Here is a 24,725-nt window from a genome sequence, read left to right as displayed (position 1 = left end):
GAGTCCTTGCAATCCCTGAAAAATTTCAGGGATTGCTCACCAGGCCCAACCACTCGGTAAACAAGTGCACTTTCGACAGCCCCTGCTTGTCGTTCGCCACATCCAGCCAATAGCCATACGGCCCCACCACCTCCACCGGAGTGATGGGCAGCAGGCTGCCATTGGCCAGTTCCTTGACGATCATCTGCCGGTCGATCACCGCCAGTCCACCACCGGCCAGCGCGGTGTTGATCACCTGGTCCAGGGTGCTGAACTCCAGTCCTTGCCGGGCATCCACGTCCTCGCGGCCCATGGCTGCCAGCCAGTTCTCCCAGACCTTGAGGCGCTTGCCGTCATGCAGGATATGCAGCAGGGGAAAACGGCGCAGATCCGGTGCTTCACCCTGTTCGAACAGTTCCGGACTCGCCACGGCGATATGCCGTTCCATCACCAGCAACTGGCTGCTGCAATGCGACGCTGCCTCCAGGCCGAAACGGATCTGGCAATCGACCTCGGCCAGGCTGTCATGGCTGGCCTGGTTGGTCACGCTCAGGCTGATCTCCGGGTAACGCTGACAGAAGGCCCGCAGGTGCGCCGACAGCCAGCGGCTGGCCCAGGTCGGTGGCGCGAGGATGCGCAGGCGCTGGCGCAAGTCGGGCACCCGCACGGCTTGCAGGGCGCGTTCAACATGGTCGAAGGCATCGCCCAGCTGAGGCGATAGCGCCATCCCCGATTCGGTCAGTGACAAGCCCCGCGGCGTGCGCACGAACAAGGCGACGCCGAGGTAATCCTCTAGTTGCTTGATCTGTCGGCTGACCGCGCCCTGGGTCACGTTCAGGGCGGTGGCGGCCTGGTTGAAGCTGCGATGCCGGGCGACTTCCTCGAACACGCGCAGCATGTTCAGCGGGGGCAATTGACGCATGGAATAGAGACTCCGGATCGACTGGCGTGGAAGGAAAAAAGTGGGAGCGCGCAGGCGCGCTCCCACAAGGATGCGCAATGAAATGGCGAGCTAAAGAACAGTCAGAAGTAGTAACCGATGTTCATGTACAGCTGGTTTTTCCAGAGGTCGGTACCGCCGGCTGCCAGGCTCTGGGTGTAGCTGCTGCCACCGATGTAGGGATCGTTCTTGCCGATCAGCCATTCGGTGGCGACCCAGAATTTGCTGACTGAAAACGAGGTACCGAGGATCAGCCGCTGCGAGGTCTTGAAGTCTTCCGCGGATTTGTCGAAGGCGCTGTAGTTGGCGTACAGCTTGATCCCGCTGATCTGGTCGAACAGGTACTTGCCGTCGACGTCGTAGCTCAGGTCGGCCACATAGAGATTGCCGCGGCTGGCGACGTTGAAGGTGCCGTCGTAGCCACCGAAGGTCACCACCTCGTTGCTGCCGGGATTGCGTGGCGACATCTGCTGGCGCGCCGCCTGCAATTGCACGCCCCACGGGCCGTTCTTGCCCAGGTAGTGGATGGCCACGGCATTACGCCGGCCGTCCTCACGGGTATCGCGGTTCTCCAGGGTCGAGGTCAGGCCCGAGATCCCCACCTCGGATTTCCAACCACCCAGCTGCATGGCTTTCGCCAGGCGCACCACCGAGGTGTTGTGTTCCTGGTTGCTGCTGCCATCGGCCACATAGCTGTCGGCCCGGGACACGACGGTGGAGTAGGTGTCGCCATTGCTGGTGCCGCGTCCTTGCAAGGCCGGGCGCAGGTAGAAGCCGGCTTGCAGGTTCCAGTCGCCGCTCTGCTGGATGTACTTGGCCCCGACCTGTTCCACGTCTTCCAGACCGACGACGTTGCCCAGGGTTTCAAAGAAGGTGCTGCCGAAATACGGCTGCAGGCCGAACGGTATCTGGTTCAGGCCGACCTGCACCTGCTGGTCCGGGTTGAATTTGTAGCCGACCCAGGCGGTCTCGGCGAACTGGATCGCGCCAATGCGGTTGGTGTACTGGTAAGGGTAGGAGCGCCCGTAGAAACGGTACTTGGCGGCGGCGATCCAGGTGTCGGAGTTGTACTTGGCGGTGAGGAATGCGGTGTCGAAGTCGAACTTCTGGATATCGCGATCCGGGGCGTAGTCCCAGCGGTAGCGGATGGCGCCGCCCAGGTCCAGGTTGTCGGTGACCTGGATGGCCATCGCGGGGGTAGCAAGGGCGCCCAGCAGCGCCAGCGGGGGTAACGAGCGCAAGGCCCGGGTGGTCTTGAAGTTCATGGTCGCTCCGTCTTTCTAGGTTTATTGTTGGCAACAGCCATCCCGGCCACGGCAAAAGCGTGGTCTGGATGAAAGGGGTAAGGCCCGCTACGGCGTAGGCGCTGGCAAAGGCGTGAGCAGCGCCCCAGCGGTAGCGGGCCGGGAGGATCAGCCGCTTACAGCGCTCAGGCCCGGTCCCGCCTGTGGCGGTGGTTGCACCGAAGCCCCGGGCGCGGCGGCCAGCAGGGTCTGGGTATAGCTATGCCGAGGCTTCAACAGCACCTGTTCGGCGCTGCCGTATTCCACCACTTCACCCTGGCGCATCACCGCGATGTGATCGCTGATCTGTGCCGCCACCCGCAGGTCGTGGGTGATGAACAGGATGCTCAGGTTCAGCCGCTGCTGGAGTTCGGTCAGCAGTTCCAGCACCTGTTTCTGCACCGAGACGTCCAGCGCCGAGACGCTTTCATCGGCAATCAGCACCTGCGGGCGCATGGCCAGGGCGCGGGCGATGCCGATGCGTTGGCGCTGGCCGCCGGAGAACTGCCGAGGCTTGCGTTTCAGGGCGTCGCGCTTGAGGCCGACCTGTTCTAGCAGGTCGCCGGCTTCGTTCCAGGCGTCCTTGGCCGACAGGCCCCGCAGTTGCGCGGCGCGGGCGATGATGTCGCCGACGCGATGGCGCGGATTGAGCGAGCCGTAGGGGTCCTGGAAAATCATCTGGATCTGCCGCCGGCCCCGGGTCAGCGCCTCGCCCTTGAGCGCGAGGAAGTCGCTGTCGCCGAGCCAGACATGGCCGCTGTCGCTGTCCACCAGGCGAATCGCGGCCTTGACCAGGGTGCTCTTGCCCGAGCCGGACTCGCCGACAATCGCCAGGGTCTTGCCCCGTGGTAGCTGCAGCGACACATCCTTGAGCGCACAGACCTGGCGGCCTTCGACGTGGTAGGTCTTGTTCAGGTGTTCGATACGCAGGGCCATCTCACCGTCGGCGCAGGGTGCGTGCAGTTCCGGGTTCAACGCCGGGACCGCGGCGATCAGCTTGCGCGTGTAGGGGTGGCGGGGCGCCTGCAACACCTGGTCGCGCTCGCCGATTTCCACCAGCCGGCCACCTTCCATCACCGCGATGCGGTCGGCGATTTCCGCTACCACGCCGAAGTCGTGGGTGATGAACAGGATGCCGTGCTGGCCGCGCCCGCGCAGTTCACGGATCAGCTTGAGCACCTGGGCCTGGGTGGTGACGTCCAGGGCGGTGGTCGGCTCGTCGGCGATCAGCAGGTCCGGGTTCATCGCCAGGGCCATGGCGATCACCACCCGCTGGCATTGGCCACCGGAAAGTTGATGGGGAAAGCTGTTGGCGATCCGTGGCGGTTCCGGTAGCTGGGTCGACTCGAGCAACGCGAGCATGCGTTCGCGACGCTCGGCCGGGGGCATGTCCGGGGCGTGGATCTCGAAGATTTCCTCCACTTGCCGACCGATGCGGATCGCCGGGTTGAGGGCCGCCATGGGCTCCTGGAAGATCATCGCGATGCGGTTGCCGCGCAGGTCGCGCAACTGCGCCTCGGCCATGGCGCAGATGTCCTCGCCGAGGAAGTCGATACGCCCCTCGCTGTGGCACAGGCCCTTGGCGTAGTCGCCCATGATGGCCCCGGACAGCACCGACTTGCCCGAGCCGGACTCGCCGATCACGCAGAGGATTTCGCCCTTGCGCACGTCCAGGTCGATCTTCTGGACCGCATGGCTGCGGTCCGCGCCCGGCGGCAGTTCGATGGACAGCCCCTCGACGCGCAATACGGGTTGGCTGCTCATATTCAACTCCTTGTGCCTTTCTGGGCGTGTTCGTCCAGGCCATCCGCCAGCAGGCTCAGGCCGAGCATCAGGGTGGAGATGGCAATGCATGGGAAGATCACCAGGTGGGGGAAGGCGATGGCCATGCTGCGGCCTTCGTTGATCATGCCGCCCCAGTCCGGGGTCGGCGGTGGCAGGCCGAGGCCGAGGAAACCCAGGGCGCCGATCATGATCGCGGTGTAGCCGATGCGCAGGCAGAAATCGACGATCAGCGGGCCGCCGCAGTTGGGCAGGATTTCCACGGTCATGATCCGCAGCGCGCCTTCGCCCTGGGTGATGGCGCTGAGCACGTAGTCCCGGGAACGCAGGTCCATGGTCAGGGCGCGCATGATCCGGAAGATCGCCGGGGCGCTGGTGAAGGTCACCGCGATCAGGATGTTCAGCGCCGAGGCGCCGAGGGCGATGATGATCACGATGTACAGCACCAACACCGGGAACGACAGCACGGTGTCGGCGATGTAGGACAGCACCGAGTCGACCCAGCCATTGAAGTAGCCGGCGCACAGGCCCATGGCGATGCCGACGGCAAAGGCGGTGAGGGTCGCCAGGGTCGACCAGAGCAGCACCGTGCGGGTGCCCCAGATCAGCCGCGAGAGAATATCCCGGCCCAGCACATCGGTACCCAGCAGGAAGGTCTGGCCGCTGCCGTCGTCGCTGAACGGCGTCAGCAGCGGGGTGAAGCTTTCCAGCGGGTCGTGGGGTGCCAGCCAGGGGGCGAAGATCGCCAGGACCACCCAGCCGCCCACCAGGCACAGGCCCAGGGCCGCCAACGGATTCTTGAACGCATGCAGAAGGTTCATCGGGCACTCCCGCCAAGGCTGCGCAGGGTGATGCGCGGGTTGAGCCAGGTATAGGCCAGGTCGGAGACGATCTTGGTCGCGCCCACCACCAGCGCACTGATCATGGCGCAGGCCTCGATCAGGTAGACGTCATGGTTCAGCGAGGCGGTGTAGAGCAGCGAACCGAAGCCCTTGTAGGCGAAGAACACCTCCACCACGATGACGTTGGACAATAGCCACGGGATGTACAGCATGATCACCGTGACCGGCGCGATCAGCACATTGCGCAGTGCATGGCGCAGCACGATGCGTCGGGTCGAGGCGCCCTTGAGGCGGGCGGTGCGGATGTACGGCGCCTGCATCACCTCGACCATCGAGGCCCGGGTGATCCGTGCCAGGTAACCGACGCCGAACAGGCACAGCACCATCAGCGGCATCGCCAGTTGCAGGGCGCTGAAACCGTCGCTCATGCTGCTCACCCCGGGAAGCCAGTTGAGCCAGAACACGAAGATCGCCGAGACGAACACCGCACTGGCGAAGTCTGGAATCGAGGTGGTGACGATGGACAGGCACGACACCAGCCGGTCCATCGGCGAGCCCTGGCGAATCCCGGCCAGCACGCCGAGGGTCAGTGCCACGGGTACCATGATCAGCAGCGCGAGACCGGCCAGCATCAGGGTCTGTCCCAGGTTGGGCAGCAGCAGGTCCATCACCGGCTCGCGAAAGTGCACCGAGGTGCCCCAGTGGCCGCTGACAAAGTCCTTCAGCCAGACCAGGTAGCGCCACAGGAACGGCTGGTCGTAGCCGTGCTCGGTGAGCCAGGCGGCGCGTTGGTCGGCGGCGGAGTAGGGACCCAGGACGTTGATCGCGACGTCCTCTATGTTCAGCTCCAGGGCGAAAAAAACGATCAATGACACCGACAGCAAGGTCGCTGCCAGCGCCAGTAGCTTGCGCCACAGGAAATCAGCCATGTTTGTAGGCTCCGGCTAATAGAGTTGCCGGCTCGCCGCACCAGGGTGGGCGAGCTCATTGTTTCAACGCTCGGATCAGGCGCTGAGCCAGGTTTCGTTCATCGGGTAGAAGTCCGATGGGTGGACCTGGAAGCCCTGCACCTTCTGTGAGGTGGCGGTGAACTTGTCGGCCCAGAACGGCTGGACCATGACGCAGGCGTCCTGGAGGATCTGCTCCACGCTTTGCATGGCCTGGGCACGCTGTTTCGGATCGACGATGCCCATGGCCTTGTCCAGGGCGGCATCGAAGGCCGGGTCGTGGTAATGGCTTTCGTTCCAGGCGCCGCCGCCGCGGTAGGCCAGCTCCAGGGACATCACCCCCAGCGGGCGGTGGGCCCAGTAGGTGAGGCTGAAGGCGGCCTTGTCCCAGATCGGCCAGTACTGGGTGGCGGGAATCACCTTGAGGTTGATGCGGATGCCGGCCTCCAGGCAGTTCTGCTGGAGGATCTGCGCGGTGTCCTGCTCGTAGCGGCCCTGGGTGTTGCCGACGATCAGGTCGATGTCGATGCCCTTGGGATACCCGGCCTCGGCCAGCAGCGCCTTGGCCTGGGCCACGTCGCGGGCACGCTTGGGCAGCGGGCAGTATTCCGGGTGGGAGGGGGCGACATGATGGTCCTCGCCCAAGGTGCCCATGCCGCGATAGGCGATCTTGAGCATTTGCGCGTTGTCGGCACAGAGCGCCACTGCCTTGCGGATGCGCAGGTCGTCGAACGGCTTCTGGTCCACGGCCATGCGCATCACCACGGTCTGTGCCGACTTGCAGGTCAGCAGCTTGGCGTTGGGCAGGCGCTTGGCCAGGTCCAGTTCGGCTACGGTGACGCGGTACAGCACGTCGACTTGCCCGGCTTGCAGGGCGGCCAGTTGAGTGGACACGTCGGTGCCCATGTCGACATAACGCAGCTCGTCCAGGTAGGCCGGCTTGCCCCAGTAATCGGCGCGCTTGGCGAAGGTGGCTTGCTTGTTCACCGAGAACGCGGCGAGCTTGAAGGGACCAGTGCCCACGGGTTTTTTCGACCAGTCGTCACCGGCCTTGAAGCTGCGATGGACAATGGCGCAGGTGAAGGCGTTGAGCATTTCCGGGATCGCCAGGATCGGTCGCTTGAGCACCAGCTTGAACTGGTAAGGCCCGAGTTTTTCGAAGGAGGCGATGTCCTGGAACGCGGTGCGGTTGACCGACTTGGAGTCGGCGCCGGTCCAGCGTTGGAAGTTGTGCTCGACGTCATCGACGTTGAAGGCGTCGCCGTTGCTCCACTTGACGTCCTGGCGCAGGTTGAAGGTCCACTCCTTGAGATCGTCGGAGGGCTTCCAGCTTTCGGCGAGGTAAGGATGGGTGATGTTCTGGGCATCGACCCAGGTCAGGTACTCCAGGCTGTTGCGCATCAGGTTCGAGGCTTCGATCCAGGTGATCAGCATCGGGTCCTGGATTTCCTGGATGGCGCAGGCAAAGCGCAGGCTGCCGCCGTTGCGTGGGCTGGAAACTTCAGCGGCCTGGGCCGAATCACCGAGCAGCACCGGGCCGAGGAAACTGCCGGCGCTGGCGGCGGTGATGCCCAGCAGGGTGGCGGTATGGAGGAATTGCCGGCGGCTGATCTGGCCACGCTTGGCTTGGGTGCACAGGTCATCCACGGCTGGATGCGGCGCGGAGCCGTCCAGGGTCGTCAGGTCTTTCATGAGCGGCTCTCGTGTTGTTTTTATTTGAGATGCCCGCAGTCTTGTCATCTGGCGTCGGATGAACAAACGATAAATTCAGCGTGGGAAAATTCCTAAAACGCACGTTACTGATGATCTTCCCGTTCCAGACACACTGCTGAGGGTTGTACCCGGCTCCTACAGGTGGTGTTTGGCCATATTTCGCGGTTCGGGGACTTCGGTTTTTTGTAGGACGATGAACAAAAAGGCATGTTACCCATCCCCGGCCCCATGCGATGCTTGGGGCTGTCCGACCCTTGGTGAGTGCCTTTTCTTGAAACGCAAAATGCCCGCGCTCAATGCGCTCAAAGCCTTCGAAGTGGCCGGCAGCACCGGCAGCTTTACCCGCGCCGCCGAGCTGCTGAACGTGACCCAGAGTGCCGTCAGTCGCCAGGTTCGCCAGCTTGAGGAGCAACTGGGCGAAAGCCTGCTGGAGCGGCGTCATCACCATCTCGAATTGACCAGTGCCGGGCGGGTGTTGCTGCGCGCGCTGCATCAGTCTTTCGACAAGATCGAGATGACCGTACGTGGCATCCAGGAGAAGCATCACGCCAACCGCCTGCGCATCAACGCACCGCCGACCTTTACCAGCCGCTGGTTGCTGCCGCGCCTGGGGCGCCTGCGCCAGCAGCATCCGGGGCTGGAGCTGAGCATCACCACGCGCCTGCAGGACAGCCTGGCCGAAACCAGTACCCTGGATTGCGCGATCCGCTTCGGCGACGGTGAATGGGATGGCCTGGACAGCTCGCTGCTGATGCACGAGCGGCATATCGCCGTGTGTTCGCCGAGCCTGTATGCCCGCGAGTTGGGCGGGCGGGAAGAGATCGACCTGAACCGCCTGACCTTGCTGCATGTGCTGGCCAAGGAAGACCAGCGCTACCTGACCTGGAAGCACTGGCTGGACGCGGCGCGGATCAGTGGCGTCGATACCTTGAGCGGCTATGAGTTCGACCTGCTGGACCTGGCGATCCGCGCGGCCATCGACGGCTTGGGCATCACCATCGCCGACTGGCACATGGTGGCCGGCGAGCTGGCCTGCGGGCAGTTGACCCAGGTGCTCAACGTGCATGTGGACGGGCATCAGTCCTACTGGCTGGTGACGCGCCAAGGGCAGTCGCAGATCCCCCAGGTACAGGTTTTCAGCCAGTGGTTGCAGGAGGAGCTGGAGTTGGCGCGGCGGCAGTTGGAGCCGTCGACGGCAGCGCCGATGCCGGAAATCTGAAGGCGCAGCGGTAACCTGCATTTTTTGAATGTTTGCCACCTGAATTAATCGTTTGTCCATCCCGCGCCGGATGACAAGACTGCTGGCTTCTCAGATAAGAAAAGTACGAGAACCAGTACATGTCCACCCAGCGCAATTTTGTCGACGGCCAGTTCGTCGAGCCCGCCGGCACGGCCCGGATCGCGGTCTACAACCCGGCCACCGAAGCCTTGATCGGTCATGTGCCGGCCGCCACCTCGGTCGAGGCGATCGAGGCCGTCGAGGCCGCCGCCGCTGCCCAGAAAACCTGGGGCAAGCTCACCAGCATCGAGCGCGCCGAGCACCTGCGCAGCTTCGCCAACGCCCTTGAAGCCCGCGCCGGACAGATCGGCCAGGCCCTAGCGGCGGAATCCGGCAAGAGCGTCGAGGACGCCAGCAACGAAGCCCGCTATGCCGCGCAGATCACCCGCTACCACGCCGAATGGGCGCGGCGCATCGAAGGCGAGATCATTCCCAGCGACACCCCGGACGAAAACCTGTTCCTGCAGCGCGAGCCCATCGGCGTCGTCGCTTGCCTGATTCCGTTCAACTACCCGGTCTATACCCTGCTGCGCAAGATCGCCCCGGCGCTGATCGCCGGCAATACCGTGGTGGTGCGCCCGAGCAACAACACACCGATCTCGGCGTTTGAAATCGCCCGGGCCGTGCAGCAATCCGGCCTGCCCGCCGGGGTGGTGAATATCCTCACCATGGACCACGACACCGCCGCCAGCGTCTGCACCCACAAGGCCGTCGGTCTGATCACCCTGACCGGCAGCGTCAACGCCGGGCGCATCGTGCTCGACTACTGCAAGGCCAATATCGCCAAGCCCTCCCTGGAACTGGGCGGCAAAACCCCGGCGATCATCGAGGCCGACGCCGACCTGGAACAGGCCGCCAGCGCCATCGTCGCTTCCAAGACCACCCATTGCGGCCAGTTGTGCACGGCGGTGGAGCGGGTCTATGTCCACGAAAGCGTGCACGACCGCTTCCTCGCGTTGCTGAAGGAGAAGATCGGCGCGGTGCGGTTTGGCGACCGGGTCACGGATGCCAGTTTGATGGGGCCGTTGGTCAACGCCAGCTCGCGGCGCAACATCCACGCTATGGTCGAGCGCGCCGTGGCCGAGGGGGCGGTGCTGGAAACCGGGGGCGTGATCCCGCCAGGTGCCGGGCATTTCTACCCGCCGACCCTGCTCAGCGGTTGCCGCCAGGACATGGAAATCGTCCAGGAGGAAATCTTCGGCCCGGTCCTGCCGGTACTCAAGTACCGTGATATCGACGAGGCGCTGGCCATGGCCAACGATCACCAGTTCGGCCTGTCCTCGGTGCTCTACACCGAGAACTACCGCACGGCGATGAAGGTGGCGAATGCCATCGAATCCGGCGAGCTCTATGTCAACCGTACCCCGGCCGACCCCTACCAGGGCTTTCACGCCGGCTGGAAGCGCTCCGGCCTGGGCGGCGATGACGGCAAGCACGGCATGCTCGAATTCACCCAGACCCGACTGGTGGTCATGAAGTACTGAAACAGGCTGCAAGCAACACGCTATTCCAATAACAACAATCGATAGAGAAGGGCGACCGTGCACCGCCGGATTGCCCGAGGTCCCCGTTCATGTCCAAGCCTGCTGCTGTTCAGGTCCATGCTGCCGCCACGTCCGCCCGAAGCGACAAGGGCAGCCGTTATTTCCAACTGATGTTGCTGGTGCTGGCCGCCGGGGCGATCTACCCGATCCTCTACCTGCGCCAGGTCTACCAGACGACCATGCTCGAAGTGTTCCATATCAACCACAGCGAGCTGGGCTACCTGTACTCGATGCTCGGTACGATCTTCCTGCTCAGCTACCTGCCCAGCGGTTGGCTGGCGGACCGCCTGGCGCCGCGCTTCCTGATCTTCTTCTCGCTGGTGGCTACCGGGCTGCTCGGGCTCTGGTATTCCACCGCGCCGTCCATGACCGGGCTGATGATCATCTTCGGGTGCTGGGGCCTGAGCACCGGCCTGACCTTCTGGGCCTCGGTGCTCAAGCGGGTCAAGATGATCGCCGAGGCGTCCGAGCAAGGGCGTTTCTTCGGCATCCTCGACGGCGGTCGTGGCCTGGTGGAAGCCATGCTCGCCACCGTGGCGCTGGGGCTGTTCGCCTACGCCACCGAGACCCGCGGCGAGTCGGCGGCCGAAGGCTTCAAGCATGTGGTCTACCTGTATTCCTTTACTTGCATCGCCATCGGTTGCGTGCTGGTGTCGCTCAAGGACCCCAAGTCTGTTGCCGCCGTTGATACCCAGGAGGACAAGGGCTCGCACAGTCTGCTCAGTGACCTGGTGTTCCTGGTGAAGATCCCCGAGTTGTGGCTGGTGACGGCCATCGTGTTCTGCGGCTATCACATCTTCTGGGCCACCTACAGCTTCTCCGACTACCTGCAAGGCAGCGGCATGACCGCGGTCATGGCCGGCACCATCACCACCATCAAGTTGTGGATGCGTCCCATCGGCGGCCTCGGCGGCGGCTACCTGGGCGACAAGTTCTCCAATGTCTCGGTGTTGATCCTCGCGCTGCTGCTGGCGACCCTCGGCATCCTCGGGCTGATCGTCTTCCCGGCGCTGGGCAGCATCGGCGTGCTGGTGGCCACGGTGATCTTCATCGGCCTGATGACCTACGCCATTCGTGGCCTGTACTGGGCGATCCTCGACACCTGCCAGATCCCGCTGCGGATCACGGGCCTGGCCATTGGCATCGTCTCGGTGGTCGGCTACCTGCCGGATACCTTCATCCCGTTGATCAACGGCTATCTTACGGAAAACTTCCCCGGCGCCCTCGGTTACCAGCTCTATTTCGGCTACATCGCCGTTATCGGCGGACTTGGAACCCTGGCGGCCCTGGCGCTGCGCGCGCTGGTCAATAAAAAGGCAGGTGCCTGATATGAAAATCGTCTCCCTGGAAACCCATATCGTTGCTGTACCGCCACCGCATATCGGCGGCATGTACTGGCTGTTCGTCAAGCTCAAGACCGCCTGCGGCATCGAAGGCGTCGGCGAGATCTACGCCGCCACCTTCGGCCCCAAGGCCATGGTGCCGATCATCGAGGACGTGTTCGAACGCTACTTGCAGGACCAGGATCCGCATCATATCGAGCGTTTCTTCCGCCAGGCCTATTCCAGCGGCTTCACCCAGCGTCCGGACCTGACCATGATGGGCGTGGTCAGCGGCCTGGAGATGGCCTGCTGGGACATCATCGGCAAGGCGGCGAACAAGCCGGTCTATGAGCTGCTGGGCGGCAAGGTCAACGAGCGCCTGCGCTCCTACACCTACCTGTACCCGGTCAACAGCCGGGGCGAGTACGACTACGACGACCCGGACCTGGCCGCCGAGTGCGCGGTGGAAAACATGAAGCTGGGTTTCACCGCCGTGAAGTTCGACCCGGCCGGGCCTTACACCGCCTATTCCGGGCACCAGGTTTCCCTGCAAGTGCTGGAGCGCTGCGAAACCTTCTGCCGCAAGATCCGCGAAGCGGTGGGCGACAAGTGCGACCTGCTGTTCGGTACCCATGGGCAGATGGTGCCGTCGTCGGCGATTCGCCTGGCCAAGCGCCTGGAGAAGTACGACCCGCTGTGGTTCGAGGAGCCGGTACCGCCGGGCCAGGAAGAGGCCATGGCGCAAGTGGCGGCCAAGACCAGCATCCCGATTGCCACCGGCGAGCGGCTGACCACCAAGTACGAGTTCTTCAAGCTGCTGCAGGCCGGCGGCGCGTCGATCCTGCAAATGAACGTGGCCCGTTGTGGCGGCCTGCTGGAAGCCAAGAAGATCGCCAGCATGGCCGAGGCCTACTACGCGCAGATCGCCCCGCATCTCTACAACGGTCCCATCGGCGCGGCGGCCAGCTTCCAGCTGGCGACCTGCACACCGAATTTCCTGATCCAGGAAAGCATCATGACCTGGGGCGGTTTCCATGCCGAAGTGCTGACCAAACCACTGCAATGGGAAGACGGCTACATCATCCCGTCCAGCGAGCCGGGGCTGGGGGTCGAGCTGAACATGGACGTGGTGCGCAAGCATTCGCCCTACACCGGACAGCGGCTGCACCTGCAAATGGCGCCAACCCCCGCCGATGTGAAAGACACGTCGCCGGCCAAGGGCTGAGCCATCCTGCCGCCCTGGGCAGGGCGGCGTTTTCAACGAATCAGCGGTAACCTGCATGACATACGACTACATCATCGCCGGCGCGGGCGCTGCCGGTTGCATCCTCGCCAACCGGTTGTCGGCTTCGGGCCAATACTCGGTCCTGTTGCTGGAGGCCGGCGGCAAGGACGCCTCGTTCTGGTTCAAGATCCCGGTCGGTTTCGCCAAGATGTATTACAACCCGACCTTCAACTGGATGTACTACAGCCAGCCGCAGAAGCAACTGCACAACCGGGCAATCTACGCGCCCCGGGGCAAGGTCCAGGGCGGCTCGGGTTCGATCAATGCCATGATCTATGTGCGCGGCCAGGCCCATGACTTCGATGACTGGGCGGCCAACGGCAATGACGGCTGGTCGTTCAAGGACGTGCTGCCGTATTTCCGCAAACTGGAAAATCACCCGCTGGGCGACACCGAGTATCACGGCGGCAGTGGGCCGATCAGCATCACGCCGATGCAGGGGCATACGCACCCGATCTGCGATGTGTTTCTCGAGGGGTGTGAACAGCTGGGCTATCAGCGCAGCGATGACTTCAACGGGCCGAAGTTCGAAGGCGCGGGGGTCTATGACGTCAACACCCGCAATGGCCAGCGCAGTTCCAGCAGCTTCGCCCACCTGCATCCGGCCCTGGGGCGGTCAAACCTTACCGTCGAACACCATGCCTTGGTGGACCGGGTGCTGTTCGACAACGACCTGCGGGCCATCGGCATTTCCATCAGCCAGCACGGCGTGGCGCGTTCGTTCAAGGCCAACAAGGAAGTGATTCTGTGCGCCGGAGCGGTGGACACGCCGAAGATCCTGCAACTGTCCGGGGTCGGCGATCAGAAACTGTTGAGCGAACACCGGGTGCCGGTGGTCAAGCACCTGCCGGCCGTGGGGCAGAACCTGCAGGATCACCTGTGCGTGAGCTACTACTACAAGGCCAATATCCCGACCTTGAACGATGAACTGAGTTCGTTGTTCGGCCAGCTCAAGCTGGGCCTGCAATACCTGCTGACCCGCAAGGGCGCGCTGGCCATGAGCGTCAACCAGGCCGGCGGGTTCTTTCGCGGCAATGAAGAGCAGGCGCATCCGAACCTGCAGATGTACTTCAACCCCTTGTCGTACCAGATTCCGAAGAACAACAAGGCCAGTCTCAAGCCGGAACCCTATTCGGGCTTCCTGCTGTGCTTCAACCCGTGCCGGCCGACCAGCCGCGGCAGCGTGCGGATCGCCTCGAAGAACCCGGCGGATGCGGCGCTGATCGACCCGAATTACCTGAGCACCGAGAAGGATATCGACGAGGTGTTGCAGGGCAGTCGGCTGATTCGCAAGATCATGCAGGCGCCGGCGTTGCGGGCGATTACCGTCGATGAAGTGTTGCCGGGGCCGGCGGTGAATGACGATGCGGCGATGCTGGAGTATTTCCGCGAGAACAGCGGCTCGATCTATCACCTGTGCGGTTCGTGCGCCATGGGGGCGGATCCGCGGGTGTCGGTGGTCGACAAGCGGCTGAAGGTCCACGGGATGAAGGGGCTGCGGATTGTCGACGCGTCGATCTTCCCCAACGTGACGTCGGGCAATACCCATGCGGCGGTGCTGATGGTGGCGGAGAAGGGCGCAGACCTGATTCTCGAGGATGCCTGACCCCTGCTGATTCTGTGGGAGCCGGCTTGCCGGCGATGGACGTCAACGATAACGCGGGGAGTCTGGATCACCGCGTTGCTCTTGCGCCCATCGCCGGCAAGCTGGCTCCTACAGGTTTTGCGTTTCAGGGGCAGGAGCGGGTTACTTCTGCGGATGCTCCAGCAAGAATTTTCCCAGCGCCTCGAACGCCGGCAAGGTCACCGGGTCGTTCGCCGAGTTGCTCGCCACTGGGTGAGAGGCATAACGCACGATCACCATCTCGGCCTTGGGGTCGATATAGATCCGTTGGCCATGGACGCCTCGGGCCATATAGGCGCCATGGTCGTTATGGGTGACCCACCACATGTCGCGATAGCTCCAGCCTTTGAGCAGCGAATAGCCGGCCTTGGCGAATGCCGCCTTGTCGGCCCCGCGACGAATATCCTCGACCACGGTCGCGGGCACGACCTGCCGGCCGTTGACGCGGCCGTCGTTGCGCAGCATCTCGCCGAAGCGCGCCAGGTCCCGCAGGCCGGTGTTCAAGCCACCGCCGGCAAAGGGGGTGCCAATCGAGTCGACGGTGAAATAGGCATCCTGCTCGGCCCCCAGGCGGCTCCAGATCCGCTCCGACAGCACCTGCGCAACGTTATGCCCGGTGGCCCGGGCAATCACCCAGCCGAGCACGTCGGTGTTGACGGTCTTGTAGGCGAAGGCACTGCCGTGCTCGCCTTCGGGTTGCACGCTCTGGAGGAATTCGTAGTAGGTGCGCGGGCCCTGGTAGTCGGCGGGCTTGGGCAGCGGGTTGCCGGCCTGGGCGTGGGCCCAGACGGCGGCGTTCGGGTCGCCATAGTCCTCGCTGTAGTCCAGTGCCGTGGTCATGTCCAGCACCTGGCGCACGCTGGCATTGCCGAAGGCCGACTTCGCCAGTTCCGGCACATAGTCCTTGACCGGCCTGTTCACATCGATCAGCCCTTCGGCCACCAGCGTCGCGCCCAGGGTGCCGATCACCGACTTGGTCACCGACATCGCGGCGTGCTGCCCCTGGGGCTTGAGCGAGCCGAAGTAGCGCTCGTACACCACCTTGCCACGGTGCAGCACCAGGATGCCATCGGTGTAGGTCGCCGCCAGGGACTGCTCCCAGCTCATCGGCGTTTTCGTGTCGAGGGGAGTGAAGCGCAGACGGTCGATATCGCTGCGCAAGGCGGCTGGCAATGCGGCGGGGCTCTCCAGGCCTCGGGACACATTGGTGGTGGGCATCAGCTGGCGAAAGTGCGAGACGCTCCAGCGCAGGGCGGGGAAGTGGAAATAGCTGCCATCCTCGAAGCGCAGGATGCGGTCGGCCGGGGGTGGGGCGCCGATCATCCAGCCGAGTTTCGCCGGGTCGCTGGCGTCGGCGTCCGGGAAGGCCGGGGCTGTTTCGGCGAAGGCCGTGGCGCCGATCAGTGCGGCGAACAGCAGGCACAGGCCCGGCTGGGCCCGTTTGAAATACGTCTTGAGCATATGAGCCATCCTTGAATCACTGGACTGAGCTTGGACAGCCTGTCGGGTTTGCGCAACTCGATGCAGCGTCGCAGGCGACTGGAGGGGAGGGTCGCCAGGCGAGGGGGACAGCTGCGCCGGGCAACGGGTTAGCTTTCGCGCAGTAGTGATTCGTATTGAGCGGCCACAATGTTAAAGTCGCTTCTTTTTTTCGGCAGGGAACGGTCATGCGGATGTTAATCGGGACGTTGGCGGTAGTGGCGTTGGCAGGCTGCATGGGCCCCGGCATGAACCAGGCTCGCACCACCGGTCCGACCAAGAGCTTCACGTCGAGCAAGGCCGGGGATGCCGTTGCCGAGTGCATCCAGTTCTCCTGGCAGGACGAGGCGGTGTTCGGTGTGGATGCAGCGGCCTATCTGCAGCCCGGCTACAAGGGCGGTACGACCGTTTATACCCGGAGTTCGGAGTTTTTTGCCGATGTGCGCCATGAAGGCTCGGGCACCGTGGTCGACTACTACGCGACCAACAGCAAGCCGATTGGCGCAAGAAGGCTGGCGGCGGTAGCGACCTGCCTGTAACCACCGTATCTTGAAGACAGCAAAACCCCTGTAGGAGCCGGCTTGCTGGCGATGGACGTCAACGATAACGCAGGGTACCTGAAACCACGCGGCGCTCTTGAGCTCATCGTCGGAACGCCGCCCGCAGCAAGCTGGCTCCTACAGGGCCGGTTTGACCAGCGCGCCCTTGACCGCTCCCAGCGCGATGTTGTGCATCAACGCCCGATAAGTCGCCGAGTCCAGTCCGGCCTCCTCGGTCCAGGCCGGCAGGTTGTTCAGCAGGCAGAGGAAGGTGCGCACGGTGGTCAGGGCCAGGGTGTCGTCGGTCGACAGTCCCAACGGCGTCAGCAACTTGATCAGATGACTTTCATAGCGCCGGCGCAACACCAGGATCGCCGCCTGATGCGGCGCTTCCAGGCAGTGGAACTCATGCTCGGCGACGCGGAAGAAATCCCCCTTGTCGCGATGCAGGTCCAGGTGCGCGGCGATCAACTCGTTCAGGCGCTTCTCCGCCGAGCGCGCGCTACGCACTGGCTGCGTGACGATCCCCAGCAACTCCAGGTGCAGGCTCTCGATCAGCTCGAAGAGCAAGGCCTGCTTGCTCTCGATATGGTTGTAGAGCGAGCCCGCCTGGATGCCCAGGTGCCCGGCCAGCTCACGCAGGCCCACCTGGGCGAACCCGCGCCGGGCAAACAGCGCCACGGCCTTTTCGCGGGTTTCCAGGTGACGCGAGGTCCTGGCCTGAAGCTCGGCTTCAGGCACGACGGCGGCGAGGGCGCTCCGGGGCATGGTGATCAGCGCTCGTAGGTATAGAAGCCGCGACCGCTTTTACGGCCCAGATAGCCGGCGGCGACCATTTCCTTGAGCAGTTGCGCCGGACGGTACTTGGGCTCGTCGAAGCCCGAGTGCAGGCTCTCCATGATCGCCAGCAGGGTGTCCAGGCCGATCAGGTCCGCCAGGGCCAGCGGGCCGATCGGCTGGTTGCAGCCCAACTGCATGCCGGCGTCGATATCCTCGGCGCTGGCGAGGTCTTCCTGGAGCACGAAGATAGCTTCGTTGATCATCGGGCAGAGGATGCGGTTGACCACGAAACCCGGGCGGTTGCGGGCGGTGACCGCGGTCTTGCCGATCTGCCCGGCCAGGGCCATGGCCTGTGCGTGGGTGGCATCGCTGGTCTGCAGGCCACGGATGACTTCCAGCAGGCCCATCATCGGCACCGGGTTGAAGAAGTGCAGGCCGATAAAACGTTCCGGCTTGCCGATGGCGGCCGCCAGCTCGGTGATCGACAGCGACGAGGTGTTGGTGGCGATAATGCATTCGGCACTGGCCACTTCGGCCACCTGCTTGAGAATGCGCTTCTTCAGTTCGAGGTTTTCCGTCGCCGCTTCGATCACCAACTCGGCCTGGGCCAGTACCGCATAGTCGGTGCTCAGGCTGATGCGCTCGAGAGCGGCCTGCTTATCCTCGGCTGAAATCACCGCTTTGCGCACTTGCCGGTCGAGGTTGCCGGTCAGGGTCGCCAGGCCTTTGTCCAGGGCCTGCTGCGACACGTCGATCAGTGACACTTCAAGGCCGGCCACCGCGCAGACCTGGGCAATACCGTTGCCCATGATGCCGGCGCCGATCACGGCGATACGTTGAATACTCATGTTCTGCTGTCCTTAAACCCGTTCGAAGATGACGGCGATGCCTTGTCCGCCGCCGATGCACATGGTGGCCAGGCCGTAGCGGCCGCCGGTGCGGTGCAGTTCGTGAATCAGCTTGGTGGCGATGATCGCGCCGGTGGCACCCACCGGATGGCCCAGGGCAATACCGGAACCGTTGGGGTTGACCTTGGCCGGGTCGAAGTCCAGTTCCTGGCTGACGGCACAGGCTTGCGCGGCGAAAGCGACGTTGGCTTCGATCACGTCCAGGTCGGCCACCGTCAGGCCGGCGCGCTTGAGGGCCAGGCGCGTGGCGGGGATCGGGCCCAGGCCCATCAGTTCCGGTTCGAGCCCGGCGTGGGCGTAGGCCACCAGGCGGGCCAGGGGTTTCAGGCCGTCGCTCTGGAGCGCGGCGCCGGTGGCCAACAGCAGGGCGGCGGCGCCGTCATTCAGGCCCGAGGCGTTGCCGGCGGTGACGGTGCCATCCTTCTTGAAGGCGGTTTTCATCTGCGCCAGCTGTTCCAGCGAGGTCGCCCGCGGGTGCTCGTCGACGCTGAACAGTTGCGTGCCCTTGCGGTCGCGCACCTCCACCGGGACGATCTGCGAAGTGAAACGGCCTTCATCGATGGCGCGGCGGGCGCGCAGCTGTTCTTCCAGGGCCAGGGCGTCCTGCATCTGCCGGGTGATGCCATTGCGCTCGGCAATGTTTTCGGCGGTGATGCCCATGTGGATCCCGTGGAACGGGTCATGGAGAATGCCCAGCATGTAGTCGATGGCCTGGACATTGCCCATGCGCGCGCCCCAGCGGGCCGAGGGCAGCAGGTAGGGGCCACGGCTCATGGATTCGGCGCCAGCACCGATGGCGATGTCGGCGTCGCCCAGCAACAGGGTCTGAGCCGCCGAGATGATCGCCTGCAGGCCCGAACCGCAGAGGCGGTTGACGTTGTAGGCCGGGGTTTCCTTGGGAATGCCGGCGTTGATGGCGGCGACCCGGGACAGGTAGGCGTCCTGGGTGTCGGTGGGGATCACGTTGCCCATCACCACATGGCCGACCCGCGCCGGGTCCAGGTCGCTGCGTTGCAGGGCGGCCTTGACCGCGGTGGTGGCCAGTTCACTCAAGGGAACGTCTTTCAGCGAGCCGCCGAAGGTGCCGATGGCGGTACGGGCGGCGCTGACGATATACACTTCGGGCTTTGACATGGGGGCAGTCCTGATTATTGTGCGGATCAGCTTGCATGATCCTTGTAGGGGCGCAGGTGATGTATCCAATGATGTAAGTCTAGGACTTGCCCATCCACTCGGCCTATGCCGAAACTGCTCAGTAAACCTGTGATTTTTTGCCATACGCAGCTTGGGATTCATGAAAGAAAAACATTCGGTGTCGTCCTACTTCATCAAGGCCCTGCTGGCGCGCTTTCTCGACCGCCCGGAGCGCATTGCCGAGCTGTTGCAGGCTTCGGGCTTTGCCGAGCGCTCGCTGGACGAGCTGGGCGAGCGGGTCGCCCCCCGGCTGCTGGCGCAACTCTGGCTGACGGTGATTCGCGAACTGGGCGACGAGTTTTTCGGCTTCGACTCCCACGGCATGCCCATCGGCAGCTTCGCCCTGATCTGCCGGGGACTGATCCAGGCGCCGACCGTGGGTAAGGCGCTGGGCCTGTCGCTGGAGTATTTCGCGCTGTTCCTGCGCGATATCCAGGCCCAGGTGCAGGTCCGTGGCAAGCGGGTGGTCGTAGTGATGCGTACCGTTACGCCGGACCCTTACCTGCAAGCGGTGATCACCGAAACCTTCCTGATCCTGATCGTCGGTTTGATGTGTTGGCTGGCCGGGCGGCGCATTCCCATCAGCCGTGCCCGTTTCGCCCATGCCCGCCCGCCCCATGGCGACGAGCACCTGTTGTGGGGCGCCTATGTGGAGTTCGATGCGGCGGTGACCGAGATCGAGTTCGAGCGCGAGTACCTGCGCTTGCCGGTGTTGCAGGATCGCAAGTCGCTCTACACCTTCTTGCGGGATGCGCCGCAGTCGGTGTTTATCCGTTTCCGTAATCGCGAGGGTTTCAGCGCCCGGGTGCACCAGCGCTTGCGTGCCTGTGGCTATGACCATTGGCCGACCCTGGAGCAACTGGCGGTGGAGTTCGATATCCACTTGGCCAGCCTGCGCCGGGCGTTGCAGCGTGAGGGTTTTTCCTATCAGGAAATCAAGGACGAGGTACGCCGGGCCATCGCCTTCGAGCGTTTGCGCACCACCACCATGAGCATTGCCGCTATCGCCCAGGAAGTCGGCTTCCGCGAGCCCAGCGCCTTTCACCGCGCCTTCAAGCAGTGGACGGGGGAGAGCCCAGGGAGTTTTCGTTTACGTGGGGTGCAAGGATAAGCACTGCGCGGACGGATTCAGCTATAACCTTTGTTTCATTCATCGCTGTCCATCAACCCGAGGAGCCGTTTATGTCGTCCCAGCATCTCATTGAATACGAAGACGCCAATCCGGAAGTTCGCGCGGTCTACGACGACATCATGCACACCCGCCAGGTCGAGCAGGTCAACAACTTCTGGAAGTGCCTGGCCGGGCACCCGCCGACCTTGCGTCGCACCTGGGAGAGCCTCAAGGAGATCATGGCCCCCGGTGCGCTGGACTCGCTGACCAAGGAACTGATCTACGTCGCTGTCAGTGTCACCAACAACTGTCCGTACTGCATCGCCTCCCACACCGCCGCCGCGCGCAAGGCGGGAATGACCGACGAGATGTTCGGCGAGTTGCAGGCGGTGGTCGGCATGGCCAACGAAACCAATCGCCTGGCCAACGGTTATCGCGTGCCGCTGGACGAGGCGTTCAAGCTGGATTGATCAGGCATGTGTGGTTTGCCTGTGAGGCTCAGGCGTCATTGAGATCGCCATCGCTGCGGTGCGGCGTCCCGACAAGCCGGCTCCTACAGGGACGGCGTCGACCTTAGCATCTTGATCCACTCGGCGGCCAAACGATGGCAATCTCCTGGCCAGCGCGCCGTCAGCAGATTGCCGTCGCGAACCACGAAGCCACGGCCCGGCTTGGTCGCGGAGTCGCGCAGCAGCGCCGGCGGGCCCTGGGAGAAGTCTTTCGGACTGGCCAGCGCGGCCTTGATCTCGGACTCGACGGTTTGCGGATAGGTCCGGTAATAGCGCCCGAGCCACGGTGCGGTGATCAGCCAGGCAGCCAGCTCCATGGTGGTGGACAGCAACGCGGTGACCTTGCGCCCGTGGAGCACCGAGCGCCCGCTGTCGGGGTCGAGGGTGCGGGCCAGCAGTAGCGGACCGTGGCACACCGAAGCCACCGGTTTGCCGGCCTTGAAGAAGTGCAGGACGATGCGTTTGGCCTCGTCCGATTCCAGCAGGCTGCGCATGCCCTCGGCATGTCCGCCCGGTACCAGCAGACCTTCGAACTGCTCGGGGTCGACATCGGCGTAGGCCAGCGGCTGGCGGAAATGCGCGTCGGCGAGCATCGCGTTGTAGCTTTGCAGGTCGCTATCGCGGGTCATCAGCATGGGGTTCAGCAGGCCGAAGCCGTGCTCCACCAGACGTGGATCGGCATAGGCCGGGGCGCCCAGCGGGGTGGCGAAGCGCACCTCGATCCCGGCCCGGCACATGGCCTGCCAGGGGACGCTGCTCTCGGTGGGATCGTAGTCGGAGTGGGGAAGCAGGATCAGGATCATGCAGGCGGCTCGATTGCTACGGGGGTAGAGATCGAGGATAGCAGCAGGATCGTTATCTGGCCGGGCGGGATAAAACCATGAAACCTGTAGGAGATGGCGTATCAATACTGTGCGCTGATACGCCAACTCCTACGGATTGGAACTAGCGCTCGATCGCCAGCGCCACGCCTTGCCCGCCGCCGATGCACAAGGTCGCCAGGCCTTTCTTGGCATCGCGCTTGATCATCTCATGCAGCAGCGTCACCAGCACCCGGCAACCCGAAGCACCGATCGGGTGACCCAGGGCAATCGCGCCGCCATTGACGTTGACCTTGGTCGCGTCCCAACCCAGCTCCTTGCCCACCGACAACGACTGGGCGGCAAAGGCTTCGTTGGCTTCGATCAGGTCCAACTGGTCGAGGGACCAGCCGGCCTTGTCCAGGCACCGACGGGTGGCGCTGACCGGGCCGATGCCCATGATCGCCGGGTCGACGCCCGCGTTGGCATAGGCGGCGATCTTCGCCAGCACCGGCAGGCCGAGGGCCTCGGCCTTGGCGGCGCTCATCAGGATCACGGCGGCGGCGCCGTCGTTCAGCGACGAGGCGTTGCCGGCGGTGACCGTGCCGTCTTTCTTGAACGCTGGTTTGAGCTTGCTCAGCGACTCGGCGGTGGTGCCGGCGCGCGGTTGCTCGTCGGTAGCGAAGGCCACCGGGTCGCCCTTGCGCTGGGGAATCAGGATCGGGGTGATCTCGTCGACGAAACGCCCGGCCTCAATGGCGGCCACGGCTTTCTGTTGCGACGCGGCGGCAAAGGCATCCTGGGCTTCACGGCTGATGTCGTACTTGGCCACCAGGTTCTCGGCGGTGATACCCATGTGGTAATCGTTGAACGCATCCCACAGGCCGTCGCTGATCATGGTGTCGACGATCTGGGCGTGGCCCATGCGCAGGCCGGTGCGGGCACCGGGCATCACGTAGTTGGCCAGGCTCATGTTCTCCTGGCCACCGGCAATGATCACCTCGGCATCGCCGCAGCGAATGGCCTGGGTCGCCAGGTGCAGGGCCTTGAGGCCCGAGCCGCAGACCTTGTTCAGGGTCATGGCCGGCACCGCGTGGGGCAGGCCGGCCTTGATCGCGGCCTGGCGCGCGGGGTTCTGCCCGGCGCCGGCGGTGAGCACCTGGCCCATGATCACTTCATCGACCTGCGCACCGTCCAGGCCGGTCTGGGCCAGCAACTGGCGAATTACCGCCGCACCGAGGTCCACGGCCGAGATGTTCGCCAGCGAACCCTGGAAACTGCCCACCGCCGTACGGGTGGCAGCGACAATCACTACATCTTGCATCGCTTCATTCCTCATCAGGAAAACTGCATTTCAGGCACGTGGTCGGGAACAATCAGTTTACCCGCGGTCTTGCTGACAATCTCTTCGACGCTGACGCCCGGCGCCCGCTCCTTGAGAATGAACGCACCGTTTTCGATTTCCAGGTAGGCGAGGTCGGTCAGCACGCGCTTGATGCAGTTCGCGCCGGTCAGCGGCAGGCTGCAGCGCGGCAGCAGTTTCGACTCACCGTCCTTGGACGCATGGGTCATGGTGACGATGATGTTGTCCGCGCCGGCCACCAGGTCCATGGCGCCGCCCATGCCCTTGACCAGCTTGCCGGGGATCATCCAGGAGGCGATGTTGCCGTGCACGTCGACTTCAAAGGCGCCCAGCACCGTCAGGTCGATATGGCCGCCGCGAATCATCGCGAAGGATTCGGCGGAGGAAAAGATCGAGGCGCCGGTGCGAGCGGTGACGGTCTGCTTGCCGGCGTTGATCATGTCGGCATCGACTTCGTCTTCGGTCGGGAAGGCGCCCATGCCGAGCAGGCCGTTTTCCGATTGCAGCATGACTTCCATGCCGGCGGGGATGTAGTTGGCGACCAGGGTCGGAATGCCGATGCCCAGGTTCACGTAGTAGCCGTCCTGCAGCTCGCGGGCGACGCGCTGGGCCATTTGTTCGCGGGAAAGTGCCATGTTCTTGTTCTCCGTTAGTCGAGTAGGGGGCTGGCGATCACTTGCGCACGGTGCGCTGTTCGATGCGCTTCTCGAACGTGCCGCAGATGATCCGGTCGACGTAGATGCCAGGGGTATGGATCTGCGTCGGGTCCAGCTCGCCGGGTTCGACGATTTCCTCGACTTCGACCACGGTGATCTTGCCGGCGGTTGCGGCCAGCGGGTTGAAGTTCTGGGCGGTGTGGCGATAGATGACATTGCCGTAGTGGTCGGCTTTCCAGCCTTTGACGATGGCGAAATCGCCGGTGATGGACTCTTCCATCAGGTACGGACGGCCGTGGAATTCACGGGTTTCCTTGCCGTCGGCGACCGGGGTGCCGACTCCGGTGGCGGTGAAGAAGGCCGGGATACCGGCCCCGCCGGCGCGCATTTTTTCCGCCAGGGTGCCTTGCGGGGTCAACACCACCTCGATTTCACCGCTGAGCAGTTGCTTCTCGAAGAGGGCGTTTTCGCCGACGTAGGAGGCGACCACCTTGCGGATCTGCCGGTCTTCCAGCAGCACGCCGAGGCCGAAACCGTCGACGCCGCAGTTGTTGGAAACCACGGTCAGGTCGCGGGTGCCCTTGCGCTTGATCTCGGCGATCAGGTTCTCGGGGATACCGCACAGGCCGAAGCCGCCGCTGATGACCGTCATGCCGTCCTCGAGCCCGGCCAGGGCCTCTTCGTAGGAAGACACGCGTTTATCGAAACCTGCCATATGCACCATCCTCTTGTTGTTTGTCGGACTCGCCGTTGGAGGTGAGTGTTGCTCCGGGAGATATATTTGTTAAGTTGATTTTTAAGGTCGATTGATTGATAAAGCTCAAGAGTACCCGTTTATCCAGTAGA

22 protein-coding genes are annotated in these 24,725 nt (G+C 63.8%); 8 read left to right on the top strand and 14 right to left on the bottom strand.

Going from position 1 to position 24,725, the window contains the following annotated elements; translation table 11 throughout:
• Window positions 1–25: 25 nt before the first annotated feature.
• The 6 genes from NUH87_RS06545 to NUH87_RS06520 form a co-directional block, all read right to left on the bottom strand.
• The gene (locus NUH87_RS06545; protein ID WP_338525293.1) at window positions 26–901 is read right to left on the bottom strand and encodes a LysR substrate-binding domain-containing protein; all 876 of its coding nucleotides are present in this window, start codon (window positions 899–901) and stop codon (window positions 26–28) included.
• Window positions 902–1,002: 101 nt separating this feature from the next.
• Complete coding sequence (locus NUH87_RS06540; protein ID WP_338525292.1) at window positions 1,003–2,184, bottom strand: hypothetical protein; 1,182 nt, start codon at window positions 2,182–2,184, stop codon at window positions 1,003–1,005.
• Window positions 2,185–2,331: 147 nt separating this feature from the next.
• Complete coding sequence (locus NUH87_RS06535) at window positions 2,332–3,966, bottom strand: ABC transporter ATP-binding protein (RefSeq protein WP_338525291.1); 1,635 nt, start codon at window positions 3,964–3,966, stop codon at window positions 2,332–2,334.
• 2 nt (window positions 3,967–3,968) lie between these two features.
• A complete protein-coding gene (locus tag NUH87_RS06530; protein WP_338525290.1) occupies window positions 3,969–4,805 on the bottom strand; it encodes an ABC transporter permease in 837 nt (278 codons plus the stop codon).
• Window positions 4,802–5,755 carry an ABC transporter permease gene (locus NUH87_RS06525; protein WP_338525289.1) on the bottom strand — a complete coding sequence of 318 codons (954 nt, stop codon included), beginning with the start codon at window positions 5,753–5,755 and terminating at the stop codon, window positions 4,802–4,804. The genes NUH87_RS06530 and NUH87_RS06525 overlap by 4 nt, the downstream gene beginning before the upstream one ends.
• A 75-nt stretch (window positions 5,756–5,830) precedes the next feature.
• Window positions 5,831–7,465 carry an ABC transporter substrate-binding protein gene (locus tag NUH87_RS06520; RefSeq protein WP_338525288.1) on the bottom strand — a complete coding sequence of 545 codons (1,635 nt, stop codon included), beginning with the start codon at window positions 7,463–7,465 and terminating at the stop codon, window positions 5,831–5,833.
• A 292-nt stretch (window positions 7,466–7,757) separates the two neighbouring features.
• On the opposite strand from NUH87_RS06520, the gene NUH87_RS06515 reads away from it, so the two are divergent.
• From NUH87_RS06515 to NUH87_RS06495, 5 genes are all read left to right on the top strand, one after another.
• On the top strand, window positions 7,758–8,705 hold the full coding sequence (locus tag NUH87_RS06515; protein WP_338525287.1) for a LysR substrate-binding domain-containing protein: 948 nt from the start codon (window positions 7,758–7,760) through the stop codon (window positions 8,703–8,705).
• A gap of 119 nt (window positions 8,706–8,824) precedes the next feature.
• The gene (gene aldA / locus NUH87_RS06510; protein WP_338525286.1) at window positions 8,825–10,249 is read left to right on the top strand and encodes an aldehyde dehydrogenase; all 1,425 of its coding nucleotides are present in this window, start codon (window positions 8,825–8,827) and stop codon (window positions 10,247–10,249) included.
• An 89-nt stretch (window positions 10,250–10,338) separates the two neighbouring features.
• Window positions 10,339–11,637, top strand: a complete 1,299-nt coding sequence (locus NUH87_RS06505) for an MFS transporter (RefSeq protein ID WP_338525285.1) — start codon at window positions 10,339–10,341, stop codon at window positions 11,635–11,637.
• Between the two features lies 1 nt (window position 11,638).
• A complete protein-coding gene (locus tag NUH87_RS06500; protein WP_338525284.1) occupies window positions 11,639–12,856 on the top strand; it encodes a mandelate racemase/muconate lactonizing enzyme family protein in 1,218 nt (405 codons plus the stop codon).
• A gap of 55 nt (window positions 12,857–12,911) precedes the next feature.
• The gene (locus NUH87_RS06495) at window positions 12,912–14,522 is read left to right on the top strand and encodes a GMC family oxidoreductase (RefSeq protein ID WP_338525283.1); all 1,611 of its coding nucleotides are present in this window, start codon (window positions 12,912–12,914) and stop codon (window positions 14,520–14,522) included.
• Between the two features lie 141 nt (window positions 14,523–14,663).
• On the opposite strand, the gene NUH87_RS06490 is transcribed toward NUH87_RS06495, so the two are convergent.
• The gene (locus NUH87_RS06490) at window positions 14,664–16,001 is read right to left on the bottom strand and encodes a serine hydrolase (protein WP_338525282.1); all 1,338 of its coding nucleotides are present in this window, start codon (window positions 15,999–16,001) and stop codon (window positions 14,664–14,666) included.
• A 206-nt stretch (window positions 16,002–16,207) separates the two neighbouring features.
• Here NUH87_RS06490 and NUH87_RS06485 point away from each other — a divergent pair, with 206 nt between their 5' ends.
• Window positions 16,208–16,558: a hypothetical protein gene (locus tag NUH87_RS06485; RefSeq protein WP_040069548.1), complete on the top strand. Its 351-nt coding sequence runs from the start codon at window positions 16,208–16,210 to the stop codon at window positions 16,556–16,558.
• Window positions 16,559–16,696: 138 nt separating this feature from the next.
• On the opposite strand, the gene NUH87_RS06480 is transcribed toward NUH87_RS06485, so the two are convergent.
• The 3 genes from NUH87_RS06480 to NUH87_RS06470 are packed head-to-tail and all read right to left on the bottom strand — an operon-like array spanning window position 16,697 to window position 19,380.
• Window positions 16,697–17,326: a TetR/AcrR family transcriptional regulator gene (locus NUH87_RS06480; RefSeq protein ID WP_338525281.1), complete on the bottom strand. Its 630-nt coding sequence runs from the start codon at window positions 17,324–17,326 to the stop codon at window positions 16,697–16,699.
• Window positions 17,327–17,331: 5 nt separating this feature from the next.
• Window positions 17,332–18,186: a 3-hydroxybutyryl-CoA dehydrogenase gene (locus tag NUH87_RS06475; protein WP_338525280.1), complete on the bottom strand. Its 855-nt coding sequence runs from the start codon at window positions 18,184–18,186 to the stop codon at window positions 17,332–17,334.
• 12 nt (window positions 18,187–18,198) lie between these two features.
• Window positions 18,199–19,380 carry an acetyl-CoA C-acyltransferase family protein gene (locus NUH87_RS06470; protein ID WP_338525279.1) on the bottom strand — a complete coding sequence of 394 codons (1,182 nt, stop codon included), beginning with the start codon at window positions 19,378–19,380 and terminating at the stop codon, window positions 18,199–18,201.
• 160 nt (window positions 19,381–19,540) lie between these two features.
• Here NUH87_RS06470 and NUH87_RS06465 point away from each other — a divergent pair, with 160 nt between their 5' ends.
• Together NUH87_RS06465 and NUH87_RS06460 are read left to right on the top strand one after the other, a co-directional pair.
• Window positions 19,541–20,551, top strand: coding sequence for an AraC family transcriptional regulator (locus NUH87_RS06465; RefSeq protein WP_338525278.1), 1,011 nt, complete (start codon window positions 19,541–19,543; stop codon window positions 20,549–20,551).
• A 71-nt stretch (window positions 20,552–20,622) separates the two neighbouring features.
• Entirely contained in the window at window positions 20,623–21,021 is a 399-nt protein-coding gene (locus tag NUH87_RS06460) for a carboxymuconolactone decarboxylase family protein (RefSeq protein WP_040069535.1), read from the top strand.
• 83 nt (window positions 21,022–21,104) lie between these two features.
• On the opposite strand, the gene NUH87_RS06455 is transcribed toward NUH87_RS06460, so the two are convergent.
• The 4 genes from NUH87_RS06455 to NUH87_RS06440 form a co-directional block, all read right to left on the bottom strand.
• A complete protein-coding gene (locus NUH87_RS06455; protein ID WP_338525277.1) occupies window positions 21,105–21,863 on the bottom strand; it encodes a DJ-1/PfpI family protein in 759 nt (252 codons plus the stop codon).
• Between the two features lie 142 nt (window positions 21,864–22,005).
• Window positions 22,006–23,184: an acetyl-CoA C-acetyltransferase gene (locus NUH87_RS06450; protein ID WP_338525276.1), complete on the bottom strand. Its 1,179-nt coding sequence runs from the start codon at window positions 23,182–23,184 to the stop codon at window positions 22,006–22,008.
• A gap of 14 nt (window positions 23,185–23,198) precedes the next feature.
• A complete protein-coding gene (locus tag NUH87_RS06445; protein WP_040066419.1) occupies window positions 23,199–23,858 on the bottom strand; it encodes a CoA transferase subunit B in 660 nt (219 codons plus the stop codon).
• Between the two features lie 37 nt (window positions 23,859–23,895).
• Window positions 23,896–24,594 carry a CoA transferase subunit A gene (locus tag NUH87_RS06440; protein ID WP_040066422.1) on the bottom strand — a complete coding sequence of 233 codons (699 nt, stop codon included), beginning with the start codon at window positions 24,592–24,594 and terminating at the stop codon, window positions 23,896–23,898.
• Window positions 24,595–24,725: the final 131 nt, after the last annotated feature.

This window comes from Pseudomonas batumici (assembly GCF_036585405.1).
GTDB lineage: Bacteria > Pseudomonadota > Gammaproteobacteria > Pseudomonadales > Pseudomonadaceae > Aquipseudomonas > Aquipseudomonas batumici.
This window is presented reverse-complemented; position numbering and strand designations above follow the sequence as displayed.